Here is a 25,580-nt window from a genome sequence, read left to right on the forward strand (position 1 = left end):
TGCGTTCTGCGGAACGTGTTGCGTCTGTATATCCGTCGCATTGCGCGCTTGGTGGGTGAGGCCCATCGCCGCCGTGAATTCGCCGGGGGAGGGATAATCCCCTTGCGACGCATCGTAGTCTTGCCCGGCGTAGCTAGGTGCCTGTTTCAATAGAAGAATGAGCGCGGGCTAAGGCGGCGTTCTGGCAAACGAATTCACTTCCAGCCTTGACGCCCTCGAACTAATCCGTATACTACGCCGCGTGCTCCGGCATCGTTCCCCGATAGCTCAGTTGGTAGAGCAAATGACTGTTAATCATTGGGTCGCAGGTTCGAGTCCTGCTCGGGGAGCCAATACCGGATCGCGCTCGGCGATCCCCGATAGCTCAGTTGGTAGAGCAAATGACTGTTAATCATTGGGTCACAGGTTCGAGTCCTGTTCGGGGAGCCAACTTCCCGCCGAGTGACATCGCTGATATTCCCCGATAGCTCAGTTGGTAGAGCAAATGACTGTTAATCATTGGGTCACAGGTTCGAGTCCTGTTCGGGGAGCCAGGCGATATTTTATGCTTCACTAACGCGCATCGTTGACCGTCACGGTCGCTCCTGCCTCGCGCGGTGTCCTATCTTTCTGCAGTGATTTCAATAAGCGTCGTATTTCCGGATGGTGGAAAAAGTCCTCCAGCTGTGTCGCACGCGTTTCTCCAATACCTGAATAACGTTGCCACTCGGATGGCGCCCATCGCGTGAGCTCACGCATGTCGTGTCGTGCGAGTATCGCCTCGAGGGCGTTCTGCGGGATGGCGGGTAGCCCCAGCGCACGCAGCCAACGGCGAGGAGAGCGTTTATCGGCCGCCGCGAAGCGAGCTCGCCAGTCATGTGCGGTCTTGGTGCCGACGCCGGGTAGCTTCTCCAGGAGCCGGGAATCTAGCGTGCGCCAGTCGAGAAGTCCCTCTATTAGCCCGGCATCGACGAGTTGGCGCCATGTAGCGGGGCCGATGCCTGCGAAGTCCAGGCCGTTGTCGCTCCCCAGCCATTCGAGCCGAGCGAGGAATTGTTCGCGGCACTTCGGTGTCAGGCGTAGACATGACAGGCGATCGTAACGCTCGGCGTCGGGTGCCGCGACTGTTGGGCGCGGTCGCGTGCGTATGACCACGTCCTGGAGTTGGGGGATGGTCAGGCCGGCCAGGCGCAGCCTGACTTGATCGCCGGGACGCACGTCGGTCTTGCGCCAATGCGCTAGCGAGCCAAGGCTGACGTGGGTGATGCGCTTGTCGCCAAGCATGACCGGCGTCAAGGTGGCAACGGCGGTGATGCGCCCGGTACGACCCACCGTGAAGTCGAGGGCGTCGATGTGTGCGATCGCCTGTTGGGCGGGATATTTCCAGGCCATGGTCCAGTCGGGAGGCGAAGCTTCCCATTCGTGTCCGTCGGGACGGTCGCCACGCTTGACGACGATGCCGTCGGTGGCGAAGGGCAGGGCGTGGTTATACCAGTATTCGCGCCACCGGGCGACGTCTTCCGGTGTGGTGATGGCGTGCGTGGTATCGGCGACATCGTCGAACCCCCAGTCGGCAAGCGTGGCAAGACGAGCGGGCATGGTAGCCGGGCCGTCGGGCCAGGCCCAGACGTACAAGCCAATCTCCTCGCCCTGGCGATCCGTCAGTGAATTGCGAGCCATCAGCCCGGCAACACGAGCGCGTGCGCCGTCGAGGCCATCGCGGGATTGTGTGTGGGCGTCGCGGCGTGCATAGAGTTCGCCTTGCAAAATGACGCGAGAGGGGGCCGTAGCGGGAAGCTTCAACGGGATGGCCGCGATGTGCGACGCCTTGGCAAGCCAGTCTTGTCCTTCGATGCCATCGCCACGGCTGATAGCTGCGACCAGGCGCGATTGCCGGTACATCAGGGTGACGGCGACGCCGTCGACTTTGGGCTGTATCCACAGTGAATGGTTTGTCTGCTGTGTGATCCAGTGGGCTACGGCGGTTCGGTCGGGAAGCTTGTTCACGCCGGTCTGCGGGATCGGTTGGCGTTGCGCGCCGCCCGGTTCATGCAAGGCGATGCGCGAGGCGGTCAAAGCGGGAAAGCAGCGCGCCCAGCGGGCGAGTTGGCGCTTGGCGGAGTCATAGGTGCCATCGTCGACCAGGCGCCGGCCTTGGTGATAGTAGGCTTGGTCCCAGCGCGCGAGTTGGGCATTCAGTGCCTGGTAATCTTCCTGGAGTGCCCGGGGTGGCTGTTGAGGGCACGTCGAAGCCGGTACTGGGGTGCCCATGGCGAGGGCATAGGCAACGAGACCTCGCAGGAGCCAGCGTCTCGAGAAGTAGGGCATGCTGCAGGGTAGAAGGGTTGAGGCGACGCGGAAGGAACGGCAAAAGGCGAGCATGAGGGTTCATCGCTTCCAAGGTTTAGATAAACCTCATTTAACTGGAAACGATGAAAAAGACCAACCCTCTGGCGACGAGTATTGCCGCCGGCGTATGCCGGCGGCGAGACGTTTACTGCGCTTCTTTCAGGTGCGCATAGTCGAGCAGGATTTCCGCTGCCTCGATGACTTGCGCGCGGTCGACCGGCTTGTCGTCCTCTTCCTTGTCTTCTGGATCGTCACTCTCACGGGCATCGGTCCATTCCTCGAGCTGATCGAGACCCAGCGCCTTGCGACGTTGATTCTCCAGCGAGAGTTGCTCGGCCTCCTGGGCATCCATTTCCCGCTGGCGCTGCTCGCGGTTCAAGCTGATGCTGGTCCGTTGCTCCTTGAGTTGCTTGGCCAGCGTGGCCTCGCGTTCGAGATAGACGAAGTTGGGGTCCTGCTTGGCGCGTTCGTCATGTTTCGCCTGCAGCGTGTCGAGATAGCGTTGTGGCTCGCCGTATTGGCGGTATTGCACGGAACGTACCTTGTCCCAGGGAAGGGCATTATCGAGTGCGCTTTCTCCGATTTCGTCCTTGCCGATGAGGCTGGGGAAGGTGATGTCCGGTTCGACGCCACGCAGTTGGGTGCTCTCGCCCGTGATGCGGTAGAACTTGGCGCGGGTCAGCTTGATCTGGCCATGGCTGAGGTCATTGAGCGTCTGTACGGTCCCTTTGCCGAAGGTCTGGTTGCCGACCACCAGGCCGCGACCGTAATCCTGAATCGCGCCAGCGAAGATTTCCGAGGCGGACGCCGAAAGACGGTTGACCAGCACGGTCAGCGGACCGTCGTAGTGGGCGCCACGGTCAGAGTCGCCGTAGAGGTTGATGCGGCCGCGGGCGTCGCGTACCTGCACGGTAGGGCCCCGATCGATGAAGAGGCCGATCAGCGAGTTGGCTTCCTGTAGGGCGCCGCCGCCGTTATTGCGCAGGTCCAGGACAATGCCCTCGACGTTTTCCTGCTTGAGTTTATCGATCTCCTTGGCGACGTCCCGCGTGCTACTGCGGTAGTCGTTGTCACCGGCCTGCCAGGCATCGAAATCGACATAGAAGGTGGGCACATCGATCACGCCGACCTTGTGATCCTCGCCATCGCGGGTCACGGTCACGACCTCGCTCTGGGCGGCCTGATCCTCGAGCTTGACGGTGTCGCGGGTGATGCGAACCGTGTGCGTGCGTGTCACGTCGACGGCCTTGGCCGGAATGACGTCGAGACGCACGGTCGAGCCCTTGGGGCCACGAATCAGATCGACGACCTCGTCGAGGCGCATGCCCACGACATTGACCATTTCGCCATCCTCGCCTTGTCCCACCGCAACGATACGATCGGCGGGTTCCAGGGCGTTGCCCTTGTCGGCGGGGCCGCCGGGCACCAGGCTGGATACTTTGACGTATTCCCCCTCGCTTTGCAGCAGCGCACCGATACCTTCCAGCGAGAGCTTCATCTGGATGTCGAAGGATTCGCTCTGGCTTGGGGACAGGTAGCTGGTATGCGGGTCGACGGTGCCGGTGACGGCATTGAGGAACAGCACCAGAACGTCTTCGGCATTGGTCTGTTCGACGCGGGAGAGTTGGTTCTCGTAACGATCGCGCAGGGTCTTGATGATGTCCTTGGCGTCATCTTCCTCCGGGGCGCTGAGAGATTGGGTCAGCGCGGCATTCTTGAGGCGCTTTTCCCAAAGTCGGTCGAGTGCGTCCGGCCCCTGGGCCCAGGATTCGTCTTCTCGGTCCAGCGCCAGGCGCTCGTTGCCCTGATAATCGAAATTGCTGCCATCATCGAGACGCTCGATCATCCATTTCAGGCGTGCCTCGAGACGTTCCTGGTAGCGTGCGTAGAGCTCGTAGACGCGTTCGAGCTTTCCTTCGTCGAGCGCCTCGTCGAAAGAAGAATCGAGATCTTGGAAGTCCTTTACGTCACGTGCTAGTAAGTAGGCGCGTTGGGGGTCAAGTACATCGAGGTAGCGCTGAAACGCTCTCGAAGACCACTCATCGTCCAGGTTGATATCGGCGTAATGTCCATATCGCAGCGATTCAGCGACTTCCGCCGCTGCTTGCCGCTGTTCGTCGGTGGGTGTTGGGGCATTGGCCAATGCCGGGGCACACACCACCAGCCACAGTGACAAGATCGCCGCGCGCCGAGCGGCTGCAAACAGGCTCATTAATCAAGCACTCCCGGTTTCATGTACACTCTCGTTCCCAGATTGCCGGTCCCTTGAGTTGAGTTTTCTCAGACCGGACTGGCATTGTAGCAGTCTGTATCATCCGTCACAGACACTTCTCCGAGGACGCCATGGCTCACGCCCCCACCCTTGATCGCTTGTTACATTTTCTCGAACGTTCCCCCACGCCTTGGCATGCCGTCGACAATATGGCCAGGCGACTCGAGCAAGCGGGATACCGTCGCCTCGAGGAAACCGAGGCTTGGCAGTTGGCGCCTGGCGAGCGCTTTTACGTTACCCGCAATGATTCGTCGTTGATCGCCATGCAGGTGCCGGAGGTGGCCCTGGGCGGGTTGCGCATGATCGGGGCGCATACCGATAGCCCGGGGCTGCGGCTCAAGCCCCAGCCGGTGGTCACCGGCAACGACTGGCTTCAACTGAGCGTCGAAGTCTACGGCGGTGCGTTGTTGGCGCCTTGGTTCGACCGAGATTTGGGCCTGGCCGGGCGTGTCCATGTACGGCGTGAGGATGGGCGACTGCAGGGCGTATTATTGCACGTTGATCGCCCCGTCGCGATCATCCCCAGTCTGGCGATTCATCTCGACAGGGAGGCCAATAATGGGCGTGAGCTGAACGCTCAGACACAGATGCTGCCGGTCATGCTGCAGGGCGGTAGTGAGCCCGATCTGGAGAAGTGGCTCAAGCGCTGGCTGTATGAGCAGCATGGTTTGGAAAACATCCAACTGATGGATTATGAACTCGCCCTCTACGACATGCAGCGGCCGTCGCGTGTGGGGATCGAGGGCGAGCTGATCGCCAGCGCGCGTCTGGATAACCTGCTGTCGTGCTTTATGGGTATCGAAGCGTTGTTGGCCAGTGATGGTCAGCAAGGCGCGGTATTCGTCGCCAACGACCATGAAGAAGTGGGTAGTGCCAGCGCCAGCGGCGCCCAGGGCCCGTTTCTGGGGGACGTGCTGCGCCGCGTGCATGCCCAATTGGGCGAGGGCGGCGAAGACGGCTGGGTGCGTCTGATTCAAGGATCGCGAATGATCTCCTGCGACAATGCCCACGCCCTGCACCCTAACTTCCCCGAAAAGCATGATGCCCACCACGGCCCGACGATCAACGGCGGTCCGGTGATAAAGGTCAACGCCAATCAGCGTTATGCCACCAATAGCGCTACGGCGGCGATGTTCCGGGATATCTGTCGCGAGGCGGGGGCGCCGGTCCAGACGTTTGTTACACGCGCCGACATGGGATGTGGCAGTACCATCGGGCCGATCACCGCCACCGAGCTCGGGGTGCCGACGCTAGATGTCGGGGTACCGCAGTGGGGAATGCACTCGATTCGCGAAACCGCTGGCAGTCGTGACGCCGACTATCTGATTCGCGCGTTGACGGCCTACGTCAATCGCGCAGAATTGAACTAGGCGCTTGTCTCGAGCACGGAAACACGAAAAAGCCCGCCGACACGAATGTCGGCGGGCTTTTTGGATCCTGGTGGCTACGCCCTGACTCGAACAGGGGACCCCATCATTATGAGTGATGTGCTCTAACCAACTGAGCTACGTAGCCGTTCAGTGCGGGCGAATACTACGTGTAACTCCCTGATGTGTCAACTATTCGCCGCCATCAGGGCGCCCGACGCCGCCGGGGGCGACTAGACATTGAAACGGAAATGCACGACATCCCCATCGACGACGATGTAATCCTTGCCTTCCAGGCGCCATTTTCCCGCATCCTTGGCGCCTTGTTCGCCGCCCAGTGTCACGAAGTCGTCATAGCCGACCACTTCGGCGCGGATGAAACCCTTCTGGAAGTCGGTATGAATCGCGCCGGCAGCTTCCGGGGCGGTGGCCCCGATAGGCGTGGTCCAGGCGCGGACTTCCTTGACCCCCGCGGTGAAATACGTCTGCAGGCCGAGCAGGGCATAACCGGCGCGAATGACCCGATCGAGGCCGGGTTCTTCCATGCCCATCTCCTCGAGGAAGGCGCTGCGTTCCTCTTCATCGAGCTCAGCGATTTCGGCTTCGATCTGGTTACACACCGGCACCACCACGGCGCCTTCCTCGGCGGCGATCGCGTGAACGGTGTCGAGATAAGGATTGTTCTCGAAACCGTCCTCGTTGACGTTGGCGATGTACATGGTGGGTTTTAGGGTCAAGAAGCCGAAGCTCTTGAGCTGGCGTCGCTCGTCGTCATCGAGGCCGAAACTGCGTAGCGGCTGGCCCTCGGCCAGGTGGGGCAGGATGCGGTCGAGGATGGCCTTGGTCGCCATGGCTTCCTTGTCGCCCCCCTTGACCACGCGGGCGAGGCGCTGGATGGCGCGCTCCACGGTATCCAGATCGGCAAGCGCGAGTTCGAGATTGATAGTCTCGATGTCGGTCTTGGGGTCGACCTGGTTGGCGACGTGAATGACGTTGTCATTATCGAAGCAACGCACCACGTGGGCGATGGCCTGGGTCTCGCGGATATTGGCCAGGAACTGGTTGCCCAACCCTTCGCCTTTCGAGGCGCCCGCGACAAGGCCGGCGATGTCCACGAACTCCATGGTTGTCGGGATGACTTTCTGCGGTTTGACGATGGCCGCCAGCTTATCCAGACGCGGGTCCGGCATGGGGACGATGCCGACGTTGGGTTCGATGGTGCAGAAAGGAAAGTTTTCGGCGTCGATTCCCGACTTGGTCAAGGCATTGAACAGCGTGGATTTGCCGACATTGGGAAGGCCGACGATACCGCAATTGAAACCCATGGGATCTTCCTGAATCGTATGCGAAAGGGCGTGATGAACGTGGCCCGCATTCTACCGATGTGGCGGGTGTGGGGCTATGGGCGCGAGGCGGCTTGTGTCTAGCCGTTGAAACTATGCAAGCGATTCATGGCGCTTGCCCAGTCGCCGGCGACAACGTCGGGGAGTGTGCGCAGGCATTCCTCGATGGCGGCATCGATGGCAGTGCGTTCCGCCTTGCCGGGACGTCCGAGGACATAGTTCGTCACTTGCTTGGCCGAGCCCGGATGGCCGATACCAACGCGCAAGCGATGGAAGGATTTGTCGTTGCCCAAGGCGCTGACGATGTCGCGTAAACCGTTGTGGCCGCCATGGCCACCGCCGTGTTTGTAGCGTGCCGTACCCGGGGCGATATCCAGTTCGTCGTGGGCGACGAGAAGTTCGTCAGGAGATATCTTGAAGAACTGGCAAAGCGCGGCGACAGCCTTGCCGCTGCGATTCATGTAGGTGCTGGGCACCAACAAATGAAGATCATGGCCGGCGTAATGGACCTTGGCATATTGCCCAAGGAACTTACGCTCGGCGCGTAGCGGGGTCAGGCTGTCGCGCGCCAGGGCTTCAACGGCCCAGGCGCCCGCATTGTGTCGCGTGGCATCATATTCGGAGCCTGGATTGCCCAGGCCGATCAACGCTTTGACGTGACTCATGCGGGCCCCTCGAAAACCGATTACTCGGTCTTTTCGCCGTCTTCTGCGGCAGCGTCGTCACCGCCTTCCTCGTCTTCTTCGTCACCTTCGGTGCCGGTATCGGCATGCGTGACGCTGACCACACCGAAGTCGTGCTCTTCGCCATGGCTCAGAGCGACCAGGGATACGCCTTCCGGCAGCGGCAGGTCGGACAGGTGCAAGGTCTCGCCCAGTCCCAGGGATGCCACATCGACTTCCAGGTACTCGGGAAGCTTGCTGGGCAGGCAGCTGATCTCGACGTCGTTGGCCAGCACGTGCAGCACGCCGCCTTCTTCCTTGACGCCCTTGCACGCTTCTTCACCGTTGACGTGCAGCGGCACGTTCATGGTGATTTCGTGTGTAGCATCGACACGCATGAAGTCGGCATGGGTTACCAACGCCTTGTAAGGGTGGCGCTGGATGTCACGGATGATGACCTGCTCCGATTTGCCTTCGAGATCGATGTTGATCACGGACGAGAAGAAGGCTTCATCCTCGATGGCCTTGTAAAAGGCGGGCTTATCGAGGGTGATCGGTTGCGGCGTCTCGTCGCCACCGTAGATGATAGCGGCGACTTTCTGGTTCTCACGACGCAGGCGGCGGCTCGCACCTTTCCCCAGGTCGTGACGAACCTTGGCGGATAGAGTGAATTGGGACATTGATTGTCACCTCATAGGTTATGTAAGGAAAGCGGCACCGCCCGCGACCAGACGATGCCGATTCCGTGAGGGCCTCGCGGCCCGCGTATCCGTGCACGCTCCCTGTGGCTTATTGCCTCAGTGGAACATGGCACTGACGGATTCTTCGTTACTGACGCGGCGAATGGCTTCCGCGATCAGACCCGCGACCGAGAGCTGGCGGATCCGGCCACTGCGGGAGGCCGTCTCGGAAAGCGGAATGGTATCGGCCACGACGAGTTCGTCAAGTACCGAGCCGACGATATTGTCGACGGCTGGCCCAGACAGGATGGGGTGCGTCGCGTAGGCGACGACACGCCGGGCGCCGTGGCCCTTGAGCGCTTCGGCCGCCTTGCACAGGGTGCCGGCGGTATCGACCATGTCATCGACCACCACGCAAGTGCGATCCTGAATCTCGCCGATGATATGCATGACCTGGGCTTGGTTGGCCTGTGGACGACGCTTGTCGATGATCGCCAGATCGGCGTTGAGTTGCTTGGCGATGGCCCTTGCACGGACGACGCCGCCAACATCGGGGGAGACCACGACGAGATCGTCGTAGTTCTGGCGCTCGATGTCATCGAGCAGGATCGGCGAGCCATAGACGTTGTCGACGGGGACGTCGAAAAAGCCCTGAATCTGATCGGCATGCAGGTCCATGGTCATGACACGGTCGACGCCAGCCTTGACCATCATGTCGGCGACCAGCTTGGCCGAGATCGGCACGCGTGCAGAACGCACTCGGCGGTCCTGGCGAGCATACCCGAAATACGGTACGACGGCGGTGATTCGCGTAGCGGAGGCACGGCGCAGTGCATCCACCATGAGAATCAACTCCATCAGGTTGTCGTTGGTCGGTGCGCAGGTGGACTGCAATACGAAGACGTCCTTGCCGCGAACGTTTTCATTGATCTCGACCGCGATTTCACCATCGCTGAATTGACCGACGGTTGCATGGCCCAGCCGGTTGTCGAGGCTTTCGGCCACCTTGCGGGCGAGTTCGGGATTGGCATTTCCCGCGAACACCATCAATTTAGACACGCGCAGCCACCTTTGGAGTCTTGAGGGATCTCGGAGTGGGATTCGTCGGGCGCTCTGAGAAATTGGCTGGGGTACCAGGATTCGAACCTGGGAATGTCGGTACCAGAAACCGGTGCCTTACCACTTGGCTATACCCCAGCAACACATCGACTCGTTGTTTCGTGTGTCGTATTGCCCACATGGAACACGATGCCGATATCAGGCGTCCCCGTATTAGCTCATGAGTGACATTTCATCGTGAATGTCGAGAGCGTCGTGGAGGGGGGAAGTGTTGCAGCCGCGTGCCTTGAATGCATGCCAATGGCTATCAACACGGCGCAAAATCCTATCGGCTTGTTGCTCACTCGTCAAGGGACAGAATAGACAGCTTCCTGTCCCCGTCAGCATGGCTGGGCCGAAAGCCGATAACCAGTCGAGCGCTTGCGCGACCTTCGGCGACAAGCGTTTTACCGCAGCTTCGCAGTCATTGCGCCAGGCGCGTCCCTGTTCGGCTTCCCCTCGCAGTGCGCGCGCCATACTAATGGGCGGGGTGTTGCGTGTCAATTCGGGGTGGCCGAACACAGCAGGCGTCGATATTTCTTCCCCCGGGTGAAGGACCACGAACCACGGGGTTTCGAGCGTCACGGGCGTCAGGCGTTCGCCAATGCCTTCCGCCCAGGCGCTCCGGCCGTATACGAAGACCGGCACATCGGCGCCCAGCGAAAGCCCTAGCTCAGCCAGGCGGGGAAGCCCCAGCGAGAGTGACCAGAGTCGGTCGAGCGCGAGTAGTGTGGTGGCCGCATCCGAGCTGCCGCCGCCCAAGCCGCCGCCCAAGGGGAGGTGCTTTTCCAGATGGATGTTCGCGCCCAGTGACGTGCCGCTTTCATGCTGCAGCAGGCGTGCGGCGCGCACGATGAGGTTGGCCTCGTGATCGACGCCCGCCATCGCGGGTTGCAGTTGGATGGCCCCGTCCTCGCGTGGCGCAAAGTGCAGGGTGTCGCCGCGGTCGAGGATTTGGAACAGCGTCTGCAGTTCGTGGTAACCGTCGGCGCGGCGGCCGACGATATGCAGCATGCGGTTGAGTTTGGCGGGCGCGGGCAGGCTGAGTCGTACCTTCATGAGTCGGTCATGGGGTTCCATTGAGTGACCACGAGCGTAGCGCGTAGCTTGCCATAGGTCATGACCAGTCGGCGCGGTAGCCATAGATCGTCGGCGTGCGTCCAATCACGGTACTCGATCGTCCAGCCGAATTGCTGCAGGCGTCGCGGGAAGTCCAGGTCGTCGTACTCGAGGCGCTCGCTGGCATTGGGCGTGGGAAGGCCACGGATCCAGTAATCGAGTGCGGAAATGGGCAACGACCAGCCGAGCTGTTGTTCCATCAAGGCTTCCGGTGTCTCGGCGTTGAAACGCCCTTCGCCGTTGGCCAATGTGACTTGCCCGGGTGCTCCCTTCAGCAGGGTACGGCCGGCCCCGAAGGGGCCGCTGATCAGGATGCGGTAGGTGTCGGGACGCTGCTGCCAGTCGATATTGGCGCTTTCGGAGCCTTCATTGGTGCGCAGTCCGACCTTGCCGGCGAGGCTCCAGGCGTCGAGTGCCTGCAGGCGCTTGGCTTGAGCGTCCCAATCGCCACGCTCACGGGCCTGGTCGGGGCTCGGGGTTTGGCTGGCACAACCCGCTAGCATGACGATGAGCAGCAGGCTGAGCCAGGCGCGAGGCGCAGCGCAGCGATGGCGCAATGAGAGAGAGCGGATCATGAGCTGGCTTCCATGTCGCGAGTAGAGTCCGGGTCGACGTTGCTTGCATCATTCTCGTCGGCCGGGGCGAGTTCGGGGTGCCGGCGCAGTAAGTCATCGATGAGCGGGTGCGGCGAAAAGTGCTGTAACGCTTCTTCTACCAGCGCGCGCGCCTGATCGTCACGCCCAGTAGCGGCGAGCACCTCGGCGAGGTGGGCGGCCACTTCCTGATCAGGCTGGCCGCGATAGGCCTCACGCAAATAAGGTAGCGCTTCTTGCGCGCGATCGAGGTGAAAATAGACCCAGCCGAGACTGTCGAGGATGGCGGGACTATCGGGCTCGAGGCGATGGGCCTTTTCGATCAGCGGCAAGGCCTCCTGATGGCGGCCCATGTCGTTGCTCAGCGTATAGCCGAGGGCATTGAGTGCTTCGGCGTTATCGGGCTCGCGTTCGATGATCGTACGCAGGTCGGCTTCCATGGTGTCAAGATCGCCTTGGTGATAAGCGCGCATGGCATGCTGGAAGCGTAGCTCGGTGGCCTCGGGCGTCTTGGCGATGGCTTCATCGAGCAGTTCGTCGGCGCGTGCGCGCTGTCCTTGGGCGTCGAGCACGTCGAGCTCGAGGCGCAACAGGGCGACGCGTTGATCGGGATGGCGAAGACGTTCGATGCGTAAAAACGCGCTGGCGTCCTGTGCCCGGTCCGCGCCGACCAGCATCTTGGCGGCCTGTGCGCGTGCCTCGATGAAACCCTCGCCGCTGGGTACCTGACGATAGTAAAGCAGGGCATTGTCGATTTCGCCGGCTTGCTCGGCAATGCTGCCTAACATCAAGTAGGCGGCCGTAGGCGTTTCGTCGCGGTCGAGCAAGGGCAGAAGAATGCGCCTGGCGCCATCGGGATGCGCGGCGTCGAGATAAAGCTGGGCGAGCGCCAAGCGTAGCGACGCCGTGTCGTCATGGCGAGCGAGCAAGCGCTCGACATCCTCGTCGGCGGCTTCGATATCGCCATCGGCGAGGCGCGCCTGGGCCTGGGTCAGGCGCAGGCGGCTGTCGCCGGGAAAACGCTCGAGTCCTTGGCGGGCATAGCGCCTAGCGTCGTCCAGGGTGCCATTGTGCAGGGCGATCATGCTGCGCGTCAGCCATACCTCGGCGGGCGCCTCTGCCGTGTCGGTCAGGCGTGCGAGTCGATCATCGGCGGCTTCGGTATCGCCGCTCGCGGCCTCGAGCTGGGCGGTCGCTAGCTGGGCATCAAGGTGATCGGGATGACGTTCGACGAAATCATGCAGAGGTGCCAGTAGCGGCGTGATATCGGCATCCTGCTCGATGGCGAGTTCGGCTAGCGCGGCAAGGTCCGCCTCGGGTTCCTGCTCGGCGATGCGCAAGCGTTGGGCCAGGGCGGTTTCCCAATCGCCACGTTGTACCGCGAGACTGGCAAGGACGTGGCGCGGCGTGGTGGCGTCGTCATCGAGCTTTTGCCAGCGCAGTGCGGCGCGTTCGAGCAGGGCACTGTCGTCGGCGTAGCGTGCCGCGAGAGTGGCGCGCTCTGCCAGGGCGGGCGATGCGTAGCGTTCGTTGACATCCAGATAGCCCTCGGCGGCGCGCCGATAATCGCCGCGCTGTCCCGCGAGTTCGGCAAGCAGCAACGATGAAAGGCCCTCGGCATCGAAGCCACGGGTCACCGGTGGCGCGTTTTCCATGGGGTCATCGAGCGGGATGGCGTTGGGCGTTGTCGGAGCGTTTTGGCAGCCCGCCAGCAGCAACGCCAGGACGGAGGCCAGGGTCAAGCGTATGCGCATGCCATCCTCGAATGTGCGTTTGAAAGCATCAGCATACCGGCTCGATCAGGCCGGGCAAAGCGTCAGGCGCGGGAAACCTCGCGCTGCGCGGCAACTTGCCGCCCCATGCCCAAATGTCTCAGTCCTATGCTAGGATATCGATCCTGCAGCGCATTAGGCGGGGCTAGTATTCCGGCTTCGTCACCCCCACATTGTCCGCCGCGCCCGAATGCAAAGGCCGGACGCTGCCGATAGACCGATGTGATGACCGTGATTTCATGACGCTTCTCGCCCTGGGGATCAACCACAAGACAGCGACCATCGAGGTTCGCGAGCAGGTCGCCTTTACGCCGGCCGAGTTGGCGGGCGCGTTGGCCGAACTCAAATCGCTGCCCGGCGTCAACGAAGCGGCGGTGCTGTCGACCTGTAATCGTACCGAACTCTATTGCGTGACCGACGCTCAGGGAGAGCGCTCGGTGCTCGACTGGTTGGGACGCTTCCACGGGCTGCCGCCCGAAACCCTGATGCAAAGCGCCTACCACTACCTGGATGGCGAGGCCGCTCGCCATTTGATGCGTGTGGCGGCGGGGCTCGACTCGATGGTGCTGGGCGAGCCGCAAATCCTTGGCCAGCTCAAGGAGGCTTACCAGCTGGCACGTGACAACGCTGGCTTGGGCGGAGAGCTCGAACGGCTTTTCCAACATACCTTCTCCGTCACCAAGCAGGTGCGCAGCGAAACCGGTATCGGCGAGAATCCGGTCTCGGTGGCCTATGCTGCCGTCAGTCTGGCGAGTCATATCTTCGACGATTTCGGGCGTGCTCGCGCACTCTTGATCGGGGCGGGCGAAACCGTCGAACTGGTCGCGCGGCACCTGCGTGAAGCGGGCATTCGTGGTCTGACCGTCGCCAACCGTACCCGTGAGCGCGCCGAGGCCCTGGCCAATGCCTTCGACGCCGAAGCGATTTCGCTGGGGGAGATTCCCCAGGCGCTGGCGCAGGCCGATATCGTCATCTCTTCCACGGCGAGCCCGTTGCCTATTCTCGGCAAGGGCATGGTCGAGAGCGCCCTGAAGAAGCGCCGCCATCGCCCCATGTTCATGGTCGATATCGCCGTGCCTCGCGATATCGAGTCCCAGGTCGGCGAGCTGGACGATGTCTTCCTGTACAGCGTCGATGACCTACAGGAAGTGATCGAGGAAAACCGCAAACAGCGTGCCGTTGCCGCGGCCCAAGCCGAGTCTCTGATCGAGCACGGCATCCAGCATTGGCAGCGTGAGCGCCGCGTGCGTGGCGCCGGCGATTTGATTCGCCGCTACCGTGAGCAGGGCGAGGCGCTGCGTGAAGAAGCCGAGCGCCAAGCGCTGGCGCAACTCGCCCGCGGCGAGGACCCCGAAAAAGTCCTGCAGCGGCTGTCGCGTCAACTGACCAATAAATTGCTGCACGGCCCGACGCTGCGCTTGCGCGAAGCATCGGGCGAGGAGCGGCACGATATCCTCCAGGCGGCCGATACATTGCTGATCGACCCGGCCGCATCGACACAGGACCCCGCATGAAAGCGACTCTGCGCACACGTCTCGATGGCTTCCAGGAACGCTTCGAAGAACTCGCCGCCTTACTGGCCGAGCCCGACGTGATCGCCGATCAGTCGCGCTTTCGCGATTACTCGCGCGAATATGCCGAACTCGAGCCTTTGATCGAGACATGGCGAGTCTACCGGCGCACCGAAGGCGATATCGAGGCGGCCGAGCAGATGCGCGAGGATAGCGACCCCGAAATGCGCGAGCTGGCGGAAGAGGAGTTGCGTCTGTCGCAGGCGCGCCTCGAGGAGCTGGATGCGGACGTCAAGCAGCTCCTGGTGCCCAAGGATCCTGATGACGGCAGTAACGTGTTTCTCGAGATTCGCGCCGGGACCGGCGGTGACGAGGCAGCGTTATTCGCCGGCGATTTGTTTCGCATGTATTCGCGTTACGCCGAACATCAGGGCTGGCGAATCGAGGCGATCAACGTCAGTCACGGCGAGCAAGGCGGCTACAAGGAAATGATCGCCCGGGTGCGTGGCGACAACGTCTATGCACGGCTCAAGTTCGAGTCCGGCGCGCATCGCGTGCAGCGAGTGCCTGCCACGGAGTCCCAGGGGCGTATCCATACCTCGGCGTGTACCGTGGCGGTCATGCCCGAGGCCTCCGCTGTCGGCGATGTAGAGATCAACAGCAATGACCTGCGTGTGGATACGTTCCGCTCCAGTGGCGCCGGGGGGCAGCACGTCAATACCACGGACTCGGCTATTCGCATCACGCACTTGCCGACCGGCGTGGTGGTGGAGTGCCAGGAAGAGCGTAGCCAGCACAAGAATCGCGCCAAGGCGATGGCGTTTCTGGCGGCGCGCCTCAAGCAGTCCGCCGTGGACGCGCAACGCCAGGAGCAGGCCGATACACGTCGTTCGCTGGTCGGCTCGGGCGATCGTAGCGAGCGTATCCGGACCTACAATTTCCCCCAGGGACGGATCACCGATCACCGTATCAATTTGACCCTCTATAAGCTGGGCGACGTGATGGCGGGCGAGCTCGATGAAGTGATCAATCCCCTGATTCATGAGTACCAGGCCGAGCAGCTCTCGGCGCTGCAGACGGTTTGATGACCTACGATACCTTGCTGACGCGCGCATCGCGGCGGTTGCAGGCGGCGGGCAGTGCCTCGCCGCGCCTGGATGCCGAGGTGCTGATGATGCACGCGGCCTCGGCGACACGCGCCTGGCTATATACCTGGGGTGACCGCGAACTCGCAGGCGTGCCCCGGGCACGTTTCGAGGCGTTGGTAGCGGCACGGGCGCTGGGCCATCCCGTGGCGTATCTCATCGGCGAACGCGAGTTCTGGGGACTACGGCTGCGTGTCGATGAGGCGACCCTGATCCCGCGGCCCGATACCGAGTGCCTGGTCGAGACACTGTTGGCTAAGATGCCGCATGGACCCGGGAAGGCGCTCGATCTGGGCACGGGAACGGGCGCCATCGCCTTGGCGCTGGCCACCGAGCGGCCGGCATGGCACGTCACCGGCGTCGATCGCGAAGAGGCGGCCGTAGCCGTAGCCAAAGATAATGCCCGGCGTTTGGGGGTTACCAACACTACCTTCCTCGTCAGCGACTGGTTCTCTGCTCTCGGCAATGAGACGTTCGACGTGATCGCGGCCAATCCGCCCTATATCGCCGAGGATGATCCGCATCTCGCGCAGGGCGATGTGCGCTTCGAGCCGCGCTCGGCGTTGGTGGCAAGCGATGCCGGGCTGGCCGATTTGCGCCATCTGGCGATGGCGGCGCGTGGTCACCTCGTGACGGGAGGCTGGTTGGCGCTGGAGCATGGCTGGGAGCAGGCCTCTCGAGTTCGTGAGGCACTGACGCGGGCCGGATATGAAGATATCGTCAGCGAGACCGATCTCGGCGCACGTGAACGCCTCACGCTAGGGCGTGCGCCAGTGATGCAGGATGGCCAACATTGACCGCGGTAAACAAGCACCGTCGGTTGCCTGGAGGCGCGGGCGGTGGTTGTGGTAGTAATACGTCTCGCATCGCTGGTCCTGCCCCTGGGTAAGCATCACTCGTCATAGGGCCTGGTTGCGATTTCTTTTGTCATTCATTGTCTCGGAACAACAATATAATGAAAGCCAAGACCCGTTCGTTGGATCGTATCGATCTCAATATCTTGCGTTGCCTGCAGGACAACGCGCGCATTTCCTATGTCGATCTGGCTTCCCAGGTCGGCTTGTCCACCACGCCGTGCCTGGAACGTGTCAAACGTCTGGAGAAGGCCGGGATCATCCGCGGTTACAAGGCGTTGCTCGACCCCAAGGCGCTCAAGGCCAACTTGCTGGTGTTCGTCGAGATCAGCCTGGAGACGCAATCACCGGCGGTGTTCGACGAATTTCGCCGAGCCGTGGCCAAGCTACCGCAGATTCAGGAATGTCATCTGGTCTCCGGGCAGTTCGATTACATACTCAAGTGCCGGATTCCGGAGATGTCGGCCTACCGTCAGTTGCTCGGCGATGTCGTGTTGACGCTGCCCGGGGTCAAGGAATCCAAGAGTTACGTGGTCATGGAAGAGGTCAAGGAGGATGTCTCGTTGCATGTGCCTGACACCGAGCAGCTCGATACCTGACGGACGCAGGCCGGGAGGCAATGGACGCAAATGAAGGAAATGGACGATAACGCACTACTGCGCTATAGCCGCCAGATCATGCTCGAACAGCTCGATGTGGACGGTCAGCAGCGCTTGCTCGAAGGCCATGCGCTGATCGTCGGTGCCGGTGGGTTGGGCTCGCCGGCGGCGCTGTATCTTGCCGCTGCGGGGATAGGCCGGTTGTCGATCGCCGACGACGATGTCGTCGAGCTTTCCAATCTGCAGCGCCAGATCGCGCATGGCGAGAGCGACGTAGGACATGCCAAGGCGGAATCGGCGGCGGCGGCGGCGCGGCGTCTTAACTCCGGCTGCGAGGTGGAGGTCATCGCCTCGCGTCTCGAGGAAGAAGCGCTCGAGCGTGCGGTAGCGGCGGCGGATGTCGTGCTCGACTGCACGGATCGTTTTTCCAGCCGCTATGCCATCAACCGTGCTTGCGTTGCGGCGAAGACGCCGCTGGTCTCGGGGGCGGCAATTCGCTTCTCGGGGCAGTTGGCGGTCTTCGACCCGCGTGATGCCAACTCGCCCTGTTACGCCTGCGTGTATGGCGAGGACGGCGACGACGATGCGCTGCGCTGTGCCGAAAACGGGGTGGTCGCGCCATTAGTGGGCGTCATCGGTACGTTTCAGGCGCTCGAGGCACTCAAGTTGCTCGCCGGTGTTGGGCATACTCATCGCGGACTGGCGACTTTCGACGCTTTGAGCGGCGAATGGCGCCGGTTCAAGGTAGGGCGCGATCCCGCGTGCCCCGTCTGCAGCGCATCGAGTACCGCCTGACGTTGGCGCCTTCCGCGCTACTGTATCCGTATGCCGAATAGGCCCCTCGTCGCGTGGGTATGAACGGCCGAACGCATACGAAACGCCCCGGCTCAGTGAGCCGGGGCGTGGTGTGTCGGGGGCGATAAAATGCGTCAGAGCTCGAAGGTGGGCAGCTTGCGCGCGACCTTGACCTTATCGAGCTTGGCCACCTTGGGCAGGCCGTTTTCGAACGGTGGGAAATCTTCGCCCTGGATCAGCGGCGAGAGGTAACGCCGTCCCGCTGCGGTGATGCCGAAGCCGTCCTCGCGAATGTACTCGCGGGGCATGAACTTTTCCTTGTTGGCCACTTCCGCCAGCGGTGCCGCTTCGATACGCCATTCGTAAGGTGTTTCGCTGACACGCTTGATGGTCGGCATCATGGCGTTCTTGCCGTCCAGGGCCAGCTCGACGGCCTTCTGGCCCACGGCATAGGCTTGCTCGACATCGGTCTTGGAGGCCAGGTGGCGTGCCGCGCGTTGCAGGTAGTCGGCGACCGCCCAGTGATACTTGTAGCCCAGATCCTGTTTGACCATCCCCGCGAGCGTCGGCGCCACGCCGCCCAACTGGCGGTGGCCGAAGGCGTCGGTATTGCCGGCGTCGGCGAGGAAGGTGCCGTCCTCGTAGCGGGCGCCCTCGGAAACGACGATGACACAGTAGCCGTATTTCTTGACGGCCTCATCGACACGCTGCATGACTTGCGTGCGCTGAAAGGGTAGCTCGGGGAAGATGACCAGATGGGGCGGCTCGCCTTCGCCATTGCCTGCCAGCGCGCCGGCTGCGGCGATCCAGCCGGCATGGCGTCCCATGACCTCGAGTACGAAGACCTTGGTAGAGGTGGCGCACATGGATGCGATATCCAGCGCCGCTTCCTGGGTCGAGGTGGCGATGTACTTGGCCACGCTACCGAAACCTGGAGAGTTGTCGGTGATCGGCAGGTCGTTGTCGACGGTCTTGGGCACGTGAATCGCGGTCAGCGGGTAGCCCATCTTCTCTGAGAGCTGCGACACCTTGAGGCACGTGTCGGCGCTGTCCCCACCGCCGTTGTAGAAGAAATAGCGGATGTCATGCGCCTTGAACACCTCGATGAGGCGCTCGTATTGCGCGCGATGCGTTTCGATGTCCTTGAGCTTATAGCGGCAGGAACCGAATGCGCCACCCGGCGTGTGGCGCAGTGCCGCGATGGCGTCGTCGCTTTCCTGAGAGACGTCGATAAGATCTTCGGTCAGGGCGCCGATAATGCCGTTATGGCCGGCATAGACTTTGCCGATCTTGTCCGAATGGCGACGACAGGTTTCGATGACGCCGCAGGCGCTGGCGTTGATGACGGCGGTGACGCCACCGGACTGGGCGTAAAAGGCATTGTGCTGGGCCATGGGACTTCTGGTGCTCCTGGGTCTGGGCGCATGAATGAGCGAATGATAGCCGACATCGGCCTTCGATGCCTATGCCGCGGCGCTCGGCTGGTGGGGCGCGCGGCGCCATGCTAGTCTCGCCGCATCACGGCAGGAGGCTCAGATGCACGTCCATATTTTAGGGGTTTGCGGTACGTTCATGGGCAGTCTGGCGCGCTTGGCCAAGACCCTTGGCCATCATGTCAGTGGCTCGGACGCCAATGTGTATCCACCGATGAGCACGCAGCTCGAGGAGGCGGGGATTGCGCTGTGTGAAGGCTATGCCGCCGACAACCTGATACCGCGTCCCGACCTTGTGATCATTGGCAATGCGTTGTCGCGCGGCAACCCTGAGGTGGAGGCGGTCCTCAACGCCAAACTGCCCTATGTCTCGGGGCCGCAATGGCTGGCCGAGCACGTCCTGCCTGGGCGGCAAGTGGTGGCGGTGGCGGGCACTCACGGCAAGACCACGACGGCTAGTTTGTTGACGTGGATCATGGAGGCGGCCGGCCACGCGTCGGGCTTCCTGATTGGCGGCGTGCCCCGCAATCTGGGTGTGTCCTCGCGATTAGGAGAGCCCGGGACGCCTTTTGTGGTCGAGGCGGACGAATACGATACGGCATTCTTCGACAAGCGCTCCAAGTTCGTCCATTACCGCCCGGATGTCGCGGTGCTGGGCAATCTCGAGTTCGATCACGCGGATATCTTCCCCGACCTGGCCGCCATCGAGCGTCAGTTTCATCATCTAGTGCGCACCGTTCCCGGCAATGGCCAGTTGGTCGTGGCGGCTGGAGAGCCAGCGCTCGAGCGTGTGCTGACAAAAGGCTGCTGGAGCTCCGTCGTTCGCTTCGGCGCCACCGACGAAGCGCAATGGCAGTGGCGGCTGGACAGCGCCGATGGACGCCGTTTCGAGGTGCGTTGCGGCGAGCATCATGCGAATGTCGAATGGTCGCTGAGTGGGCGCCACAATGTCGCCAACGCGGTAGCGGCATTGGCTGCGGCAGCGGCATGCGGTGTCGCGCTGGGAGAAGGCGCAGCGGCGTTATCGCGTTTCGAATCGCCCCGGCGGCGTCAGGAAGTGCGCGGCGAGATCGGCGGTATCCAGGTGATCGACGACTTCGCCCATCATCCCACGGCGATTGCCGCCACGCTCGAGGGCCTGGGGGCGGCGACCGGGGCAGGGCGGCTGCTGGCGGTGATCGAGCCACGCTCCAACACCATGCATCTGGGCAGCATGCGCGAACGCCTGCCGGCTAGTGTCGCGGCGGCGGATCGCGTCTGGTGGTACCAACCGCCGACGCTGTCATGGTCGCTGGACGCCTTGGTCGACGCCTGCTCCGTGCCGGCAGCGGTATGCGATGACATCGACACGCTGGTAGCGGCAGTGATCGCCGATGCCATGCCAGGGGACCGTATCGTGGTAATGTCGAACGGCGCCTTCGAGGGCATCCACGAGAAATTGCTCGCGGCTCTGGAGGTACGGCATGGCGGATGAGACGGCGTTCGAGAAACCGGTGACGGTGGCGTTGACGGGCGCCTCGGGCGCGCAATACGGGCTGCGACTCATCGATTGCCTGGTGGCGTCACGCCATCAGGTTCTGGTGCTGATCTCCAAGGCGGCGCAGATGGTGATTGCCACCGAGACCGATGTGAGTTTGCCGTCGAATCCCGAGCGTCTGAGTGAGGCGTTGCGAGAGCGAAGCGGCGCCGCACCGGGGCAGATTCGCTGCTTCGGTCGCGAGGACTGGATGGCACCCGTGGCCTCGGGTTCCGGCGCGCCGAGCGCCATGGTGATTTGCCCCTGTTCGACCGGCACCCTGTCCGCGGTCGCCACGGGCGCGAGCAACAACCTGATCGAGCGCGCCGCAGACGTGGCCCTCAAGGAGCGTCGCCAACTCATTCTCGTGCCTCGCGAGACGCCGTTTTCGGCCATCCATCTCGAGCATATGCTGACGTTGACCCGCATGGGGGCGGTGATACTTCCTGCAGCGCCGGGGTTCTATCACCGTCCGCAGACACTCGATGACATGATCGATTTCATCGTCGCCCGTATTCTCAACCAGTTGGGCATCGCCCACACACTGATGCCGCGCTGGGGGGAGTCGACATGATCAACTTGTCGATATTGTCGGTGTTCGTGCCGACATTTTTCATGGTCTCGTTGACGCCGGGCATGTGCATGACGCTTTCCATGACACTGGGCATGACGATAGGCGTGCGCCGTGCCATGTGGATGATGCTCGGCGAGCTGGTGGGTGTCGGCCTGGTCGCAGTCTCGGCGGTGATCGGCGTGGCGACGCTCATGCTGCGCTATCCCGAGATATTCGCGGCCTTCAAGTGGCTCGGGGGCGCCTATCTGATCTATCTCGGTGTGATGATGTGGCGCTCCAAGGGGCGCATGGCGATCCCTGATGCCAGCGATGCGGCGCCGAGCGTCTCGTCGTTGCAGTTGGTGGTTCAGGGTTTTGTCACGGCGGTCGCCAACCCCAAGGGTTGGGCGTTCTTCATCGCGCTGCTGCCGCCCTTCCTGGATGCCGGTCGACCCATGGCACCGCAATTGGTGGCCTTGGTGGGGGTGATTCTCACCCTGGAGCTGACCTGTTTGCTGATCTATGCCGGTGGTGGCCGTACCGCCAGTCGCTTCCTGCGTCGCGACGGCAACGTACGCTTGCTGAATCGGGTGGCGGGCAGCTTGATGGTGGGCGTCGGCCTCTGGTTGGCGCTGGGCTGAACGTTATCTGTCGCAGACGTTCGATCTAAACATGTTCGGCTTAGACGTAGGGCAGCCAGGCAATGCGTGCCGCTAGCAACAACAAGGAGGCGACCACCAGCGGTGCCCAAGGGCAGGGCGTAAGCGGTACGTGTACGAAGCGCTGATAGCTAAGGCGCGTGATGGCGCACACCACCAGGCCGAGAAGCGCGCCGCCGATCACATCGCTGGCCCAATGCACGCCAAGGACGAGGCGTGACAGGGCCATCGGCAGGCATACCAGTGTCGCCCCCCAATATACCCACATTCGCCGTTTCGCGGGCAGCGTCTCGGCCATGAACGCTGCCGCCAGGCCGATCAACACGATACTCGTCGAGGTATGGGCGCTGGGGTAGGAAAACGAACCCATGAGATAGTCCGGCGTATCGGGGCGAGCGCGACCGGCGAGATGCTTGAAGACAAGGTTGGCGAACCCGACACCTACCAACGCGCTACTGATATGAAGGAAGGCTGCGATACGCCGCGAAAAGAGCAGCCATGCCAGCCATGGCAGGGTCAGTGCGATGATGCCCAAGAGATCCCCGCTCAGGGCCATGAGAGTACTGAATTCTGCTAGCCAACTGTCTGCGAGGGGCGCCAGCAATGCCTGAATCTGTCGATCCATCGGCAACGAAGGCGCGGGGTGTTCGAGCACCCAGAGCGTCCACCCGCACAGGGCGATGAGGCTGACCACGAGAAGCGCGAGAGACGCCAGCGGTATTTCGTTGCGCGGGTGAGCGGCGCCCAACGCGAGCCATAGGCGTCGCCGACGTGGTGTCGCGCGGGAAAAGCGGGCCAGGCGCATGTAAACCCAGCCGCCGCGTCCGAGATGGTGGCGAAACCAGGAAAACCCTACCCCCAGCGTTATCAGCATGAGTCCCAGAGTAACGAGCCATCGTTCGCTGCTTGCAGGCAAAGCGAGGAGTTTGTCCCATGAATGGCCGAGCAGATAGCCGGGTAATAGATAGGCTGGAGCCCAAAGCAAGGCAGAGGCGATATTGACGGCGGCAAAGCGCCATGTCGGCATGCGTAGCATGCCGGCGACCATCGGCACGATAGGGCGTACCGGTCCCACGAAGCGACCGATGAGGATGGAAAAATCGCCATAGCGCTTGAAGAAATCGATGCCCCGCGCCAGCCATTCAGGATGGCGGGTGAATGGCCACAGTCGATGCACGCGTTCGCGCTGAGAGTGGCCCAGCCAAAAGCTTAGGCCATCACCGAGGGTCGCCCCCGCAAAGGCCGCCGCCAACAATAACGGCAGGGGAAGATGCTGATGCCCCGCCAGTGACGCGGCGGCGGTCAGTAGCACGATGCCGGGTACTAGCAGGCCAACCACGGCGAGCGATTCAAGCAGCGCCACCAACAGCACGATCAAGACCAATAATGTCGGCGAGGGGGAAAATTGGTACAGCCACTCGGTCACGTTCAAGTATCGGGCTCCAGCAAGTTGAATCCACGCTTGATCAGCCGTTGTTCGAAACGTTCGGCGCACTCGTCATCCGCCAGGTGGCAAATCCGAGCCTGGGCCTCGATGGCACCGATGTCGCGAAGCGGGGCTTCCCCGAGCGCATGCGTCAAGCGCTCACGGACGATGAGAGCGCCGGCTTCCCCGGCGTCGGCAAGCAGCAGCCAAAAGACGCTATGGCGATGTCGGCCCATGGCGTCGCCACGTCGAGAGTTGCGTTGTACCACCTGACAGAAGGTCGTCAAGAGCGTGTCTTGTGTCGTTTGGCCGAACTGCTCGTTGGCCATGTCGAGTTGAGGTAAATGAATGACTAGCGCGCTCAGTGATTGGTTCAATGCACGGGCGCGAGCGACCTCGGCGATAAGTCGTTCGCTGAGCGCGTCACGCGATAGCATGCCGCTTTGCGTATCGAGCTGATCGGTGGTCTTGAGTAAGCGGGCCTGTTGCATGTACCACCCGAGAGGCAGTATCGAGATGATGACGAGCGTGAAGTACTGCAGGCCACCTGCGGGCGTCGATAGTACAGAGTTGATAAGGAACAGCCATATGGGCGCGAGCAGTACGTTGAGAAGTAGCGCGGCGCCAGGCGGTAAGAGCAGCGTAGCGAGTATCGGGGGGACCCCCATCCAAAGTGCGCCGGACGCCTCGAGGTAAGGCGCTTCCACGGCAATCGCCAGATAGCCGCTGATCAGCACCAGGTAGGCAGGCAGTCGACGCGCGTAAGCGTTTTCGGCCATCAGGGCGGCGGTAGACACCATGATCGCCAGGATAGTGACCGGCAGGATGCGTGCGTAATGGCCCATCAGGTAGTGCCAGGCCGCGAGACTAGCGAGCACGAGCGCCCCGCAGGCGTATGCCATGGCGTGTAGGCGTGACGACGAGAGACGTTCAGGCATGCTCGGTTGTCTCCTGTCGGAAATGCAGGCCGCTGGCTTGCACAGAGAGTTCATGGCCCAGCGTGATGGGGTCTAGATGGGGGGTGACGGGCGCGATGCGTATACGACAGTGCGCCTGAAGCTCGGTCGAGATCGCGTCACGACGTAAGGCGGCGTGTTGCTCGTCCTTTGCAATCAGCAGGACCGCGAAGGTCTGTGCATCCACGCGGTAACATCCCTCGAAGGCGTAAATAAGCGCGGCCAGACGCTCCTTGAGACGCCGTCGAACATTGCGGCCTCGTTGATGGGGTCGCACCACGAGCAACTCAGCGTAGACGTTTTCGCGCTGGCGCCGCGACCATTCGACGGTCAGATCCTGACGCAGACGACTGAGTGACCAGAGCGAGTCCTCCGGGGTGAGGCGATGGCGACGCTCCAGCTCTTGACGTAGCCGGCTGTGCTCGATGGCCTTGGCAAGCCCCAAGGCCATGAGGGCGGCCAATAACGCGCCGCTCAAGGCGGCTTGCGCCACCCCGAGGGGCGCTTGAACGTGCCACCAGCCGAGTGCGGCGGCCACCAGGAGCATATAGCGCATGGGCCGAGGTTGCGGTGCGAGCAGCATGATCGGCCACAGCCATATGCTGATGGCGTATGTCATGGGCGCTTGCCAGAGTAGCGCCAGTAAAAGCAAGGCACACAACGGGATCGCCAATGTCCAGGCGCGGCGCGATAAGTGACGCCACGCAAGCGTCGTCAACCCTATGATGGCGGCGATGAGCAGGCCCTGCGTGATCGAGTCGTCTTCCTGCCAGGCGGTGATGGTCACCAGTCCCGCGCCCAGCAGGAAAAGCCCGGTTAGAGGTGTTTTGTATTTGCTCTGCATGGTGCCGTATAGTGATTCCTTTCCCAACGGTGCCGGCAGTATAGCCGTTGTGCCT

At 62.2% G+C, this 25,580-nt stretch carries 22 protein-coding genes and 5 tRNA genes; 12 read left to right on the forward strand and 15 right to left on the reverse strand.

The genetic code is table 11. The features are described 5' to 3' along the window. Positions 1–256 precede the first annotated feature (256 nt). The 3 genes from OP494_RS07185 (at position 257) to OP494_RS07195 (ending at position 533) form a co-directional block, all read left to right on the forward strand. Positions 257–332, forward strand: a tRNA-Asn gene (locus tag OP494_RS07185). A gap of 21 nt (positions 333–353) precedes the next feature. Beyond that, positions 354–429: transfer RNA gene (locus tag OP494_RS07190), tRNA-Asn, on the forward strand. A gap of 28 nt (positions 430–457) precedes the next feature. Continuing rightward, positions 458–533, forward strand: a tRNA-Asn gene (locus OP494_RS07195). Positions 534–552: 19 nt separating this feature from the next. Here OP494_RS07195 and ligB read toward each other — a convergent pair. Beyond that, a complete protein-coding gene (gene ligB / locus OP494_RS07200; RefSeq protein ID WP_280540093.1) occupies positions 553–2,361 on the reverse strand; it encodes an NAD-dependent DNA ligase LigB in 1,809 nt (602 codons plus the stop codon). Positions 2,362–2,473: 112 nt separating this feature from the next. Beyond that, positions 2,474–4,540 carry a carboxy terminal-processing peptidase gene (locus OP494_RS07205; protein WP_280540094.1) on the reverse strand — a complete coding sequence of 689 codons (2,067 nt, stop codon included), beginning with the start codon at positions 4,538–4,540 and terminating at the stop codon, positions 2,474–2,476. Between the two features lie 131 nt (positions 4,541–4,671). Here OP494_RS07205 and OP494_RS07210 point away from each other — a divergent pair, with 131 nt between their 5' ends. Next, a complete protein-coding gene (locus tag OP494_RS07210; protein WP_280540095.1) occupies positions 4,672–5,970 on the forward strand; it encodes a M18 family aminopeptidase in 1,299 nt (432 codons plus the stop codon). A 68-nt stretch (positions 5,971–6,038) separates the two neighbouring features. Here OP494_RS07210 and OP494_RS07215 read toward each other — a convergent pair. The 9 genes from OP494_RS07215 to OP494_RS07255 form a co-directional block, all read right to left on the reverse strand. Next, positions 6,039–6,115, reverse strand: a tRNA-Met gene (locus OP494_RS07215). An 85-nt stretch (positions 6,116–6,200) separates the two neighbouring features. Continuing rightward, complete coding sequence (gene ychF / locus OP494_RS07220) at positions 6,201–7,292, reverse strand: redox-regulated ATPase YchF (RefSeq protein ID WP_280540096.1); 1,092 nt, start codon at positions 7,290–7,292, stop codon at positions 6,201–6,203. Between the two features lie 98 nt (positions 7,293–7,390). Further along, positions 7,391–7,975 (reverse strand): aminoacyl-tRNA hydrolase, encoded by a 585-nt coding sequence (pth, locus tag OP494_RS07225; protein WP_280540097.1) that lies wholly within the window; start codon positions 7,973–7,975, stop codon positions 7,391–7,393. Between the two features lie 20 nt (positions 7,976–7,995). Next, a complete protein-coding gene (locus tag OP494_RS07230) occupies positions 7,996–8,652 on the reverse strand; it encodes a 50S ribosomal protein L25/general stress protein Ctc (RefSeq protein WP_280540098.1) in 657 nt (218 codons plus the stop codon). Positions 8,653–8,769: 117 nt separating this feature from the next. Continuing rightward, entirely contained in the window at positions 8,770–9,711 is a 942-nt protein-coding gene (locus OP494_RS07235) for a ribose-phosphate pyrophosphokinase (protein WP_175575845.1), read from the reverse strand. Positions 9,712–9,774: 63 nt separating this feature from the next. Continuing rightward, a tRNA-Gln gene (locus OP494_RS07240) sits at positions 9,775–9,849 on the reverse strand. Between the two features lie 75 nt (positions 9,850–9,924). Beyond that, positions 9,925–10,809 carry a 4-(cytidine 5'-diphospho)-2-C-methyl-D-erythritol kinase gene (gene ispE / locus OP494_RS07245; protein WP_280540099.1) on the reverse strand — a complete coding sequence of 295 codons (885 nt, stop codon included), beginning with the start codon at positions 10,807–10,809 and terminating at the stop codon, positions 9,925–9,927. After that, on the reverse strand, positions 10,806–11,444 hold the full coding sequence (gene lolB / locus OP494_RS07250; RefSeq protein ID WP_280540100.1) for a lipoprotein insertase outer membrane protein LolB: 639 nt from the start codon (positions 11,442–11,444) through the stop codon (positions 10,806–10,808). Before lolB ends, ispE begins: the two co-directional genes overlap by 4 nt. Further along, positions 11,441–13,216, reverse strand: coding sequence for a tetratricopeptide repeat protein (locus tag OP494_RS07255; protein WP_280540101.1), 1,776 nt, complete (start codon positions 13,214–13,216; stop codon positions 11,441–11,443). The genes lolB and OP494_RS07255 overlap by 4 nt, the downstream gene beginning before the upstream one ends. 257 nt (positions 13,217–13,473) lie before the next feature. Between OP494_RS07255 and hemA the strand changes: the two genes are divergently transcribed. From hemA to OP494_RS07280, 5 genes are all read left to right on the forward strand, one after another. Next, positions 13,474–14,748 carry a glutamyl-tRNA reductase gene (hemA, locus tag OP494_RS07260; RefSeq protein WP_280540102.1) on the forward strand — a complete coding sequence of 425 codons (1,275 nt, stop codon included), beginning with the start codon at positions 13,474–13,476 and terminating at the stop codon, positions 14,746–14,748. Next, complete coding sequence (prfA, locus tag OP494_RS07265; protein WP_280540103.1) at positions 14,745–15,830, forward strand: peptide chain release factor 1; 1,086 nt, start codon at positions 14,745–14,747, stop codon at positions 15,828–15,830. Before hemA ends, prfA begins: the two co-directional genes overlap by 4 nt. After that, the gene (gene prmC / locus OP494_RS07270) at positions 15,830–16,687 is read left to right on the forward strand and encodes a peptide chain release factor N(5)-glutamine methyltransferase (RefSeq protein ID WP_280540104.1); all 858 of its coding nucleotides are present in this window, start codon (positions 15,830–15,832) and stop codon (positions 16,685–16,687) included. Before prfA ends, prmC begins: the two co-directional genes overlap by 1 nt. A gap of 158 nt (positions 16,688–16,845) precedes the next feature. Beyond that, positions 16,846–17,343 carry an Lrp/AsnC ligand binding domain-containing protein gene (locus OP494_RS07275; protein ID WP_040243754.1) on the forward strand — a complete coding sequence of 166 codons (498 nt, stop codon included), beginning with the start codon at positions 16,846–16,848 and terminating at the stop codon, positions 17,341–17,343. A 39-nt stretch (positions 17,344–17,382) separates the two neighbouring features. Then, positions 17,383–18,138: a HesA/MoeB/ThiF family protein gene (locus tag OP494_RS07280; RefSeq protein WP_280540105.1), complete on the forward strand. Its 756-nt coding sequence runs from the start codon at positions 17,383–17,385 to the stop codon at positions 18,136–18,138. 134 nt (positions 18,139–18,272) lie between these two features. Here the strand turns inward: OP494_RS07280 and OP494_RS07285 are convergent, their stop codons facing one another. After that, positions 18,273–19,532 (reverse strand): 6-phosphofructokinase, encoded by a 1,260-nt coding sequence (locus OP494_RS07285; RefSeq protein ID WP_280540106.1) that lies wholly within the window; start codon positions 19,530–19,532, stop codon positions 18,273–18,275. Positions 19,533–19,674: 142 nt separating this feature from the next. On the opposite strand from OP494_RS07285, the gene mpl reads away from it, so the two are divergent. From mpl to OP494_RS07300, 3 genes are read left to right on the forward strand one after another with little or no spacing between them, the layout of a single operon-like run. Then, positions 19,675–21,045, forward strand: a complete 1,371-nt coding sequence (gene mpl / locus OP494_RS07290) for a UDP-N-acetylmuramate:L-alanyl-gamma-D-glutamyl-meso-diaminopimelate ligase (RefSeq protein WP_280540107.1) — start codon at positions 19,675–19,677, stop codon at positions 21,043–21,045. Continuing rightward, positions 21,035–21,661: a flavin prenyltransferase UbiX gene (locus OP494_RS07295; protein WP_280540108.1), complete on the forward strand. Its 627-nt coding sequence runs from the start codon at positions 21,035–21,037 to the stop codon at positions 21,659–21,661. Before mpl ends, OP494_RS07295 begins: the two co-directional genes overlap by 11 nt. After that, entirely contained in the window at positions 21,658–22,281 is a 624-nt protein-coding gene (locus tag OP494_RS07300) for a LysE family translocator (protein ID WP_280540109.1), read from the forward strand. The genes OP494_RS07295 and OP494_RS07300 overlap by 4 nt, the downstream gene beginning before the upstream one ends. Positions 22,282–22,321: 40 nt before the next feature. On the opposite strand, the gene OP494_RS07305 is transcribed toward OP494_RS07300, so the two are convergent. The 3 genes from OP494_RS07305 to OP494_RS07315 are packed head-to-tail and all read right to left on the reverse strand — an operon-like array spanning position 22,322 to position 25,525. Further along, positions 22,322–23,725 carry a bifunctional DedA family/phosphatase PAP2 family protein gene (locus tag OP494_RS07305; RefSeq protein ID WP_348521700.1) on the reverse strand — a complete coding sequence of 468 codons (1,404 nt, stop codon included), beginning with the start codon at positions 23,723–23,725 and terminating at the stop codon, positions 22,322–22,324. Positions 23,726–23,727: 2 nt separating this feature from the next. Next, positions 23,728–24,663 carry a diguanylate cyclase gene (locus OP494_RS07310; protein WP_280540111.1) on the reverse strand — a complete coding sequence of 312 codons (936 nt, stop codon included), beginning with the start codon at positions 24,661–24,663 and terminating at the stop codon, positions 23,728–23,730. After that, complete coding sequence (locus OP494_RS07315; protein WP_280540112.1) at positions 24,656–25,525, reverse strand: hypothetical protein; 870 nt, start codon at positions 25,523–25,525, stop codon at positions 24,656–24,658. The genes OP494_RS07310 and OP494_RS07315 overlap by 8 nt, the downstream gene beginning before the upstream one ends. Positions 25,526–25,580 lie beyond the last annotated feature (55 nt).

Origin of the sequence: Chromohalobacter sp. 11-W (assembly GCF_029889905.1) — a bacterium.
Lineage (GTDB): Bacteria > Pseudomonadota > Gammaproteobacteria > Pseudomonadales > Halomonadaceae > Chromohalobacter.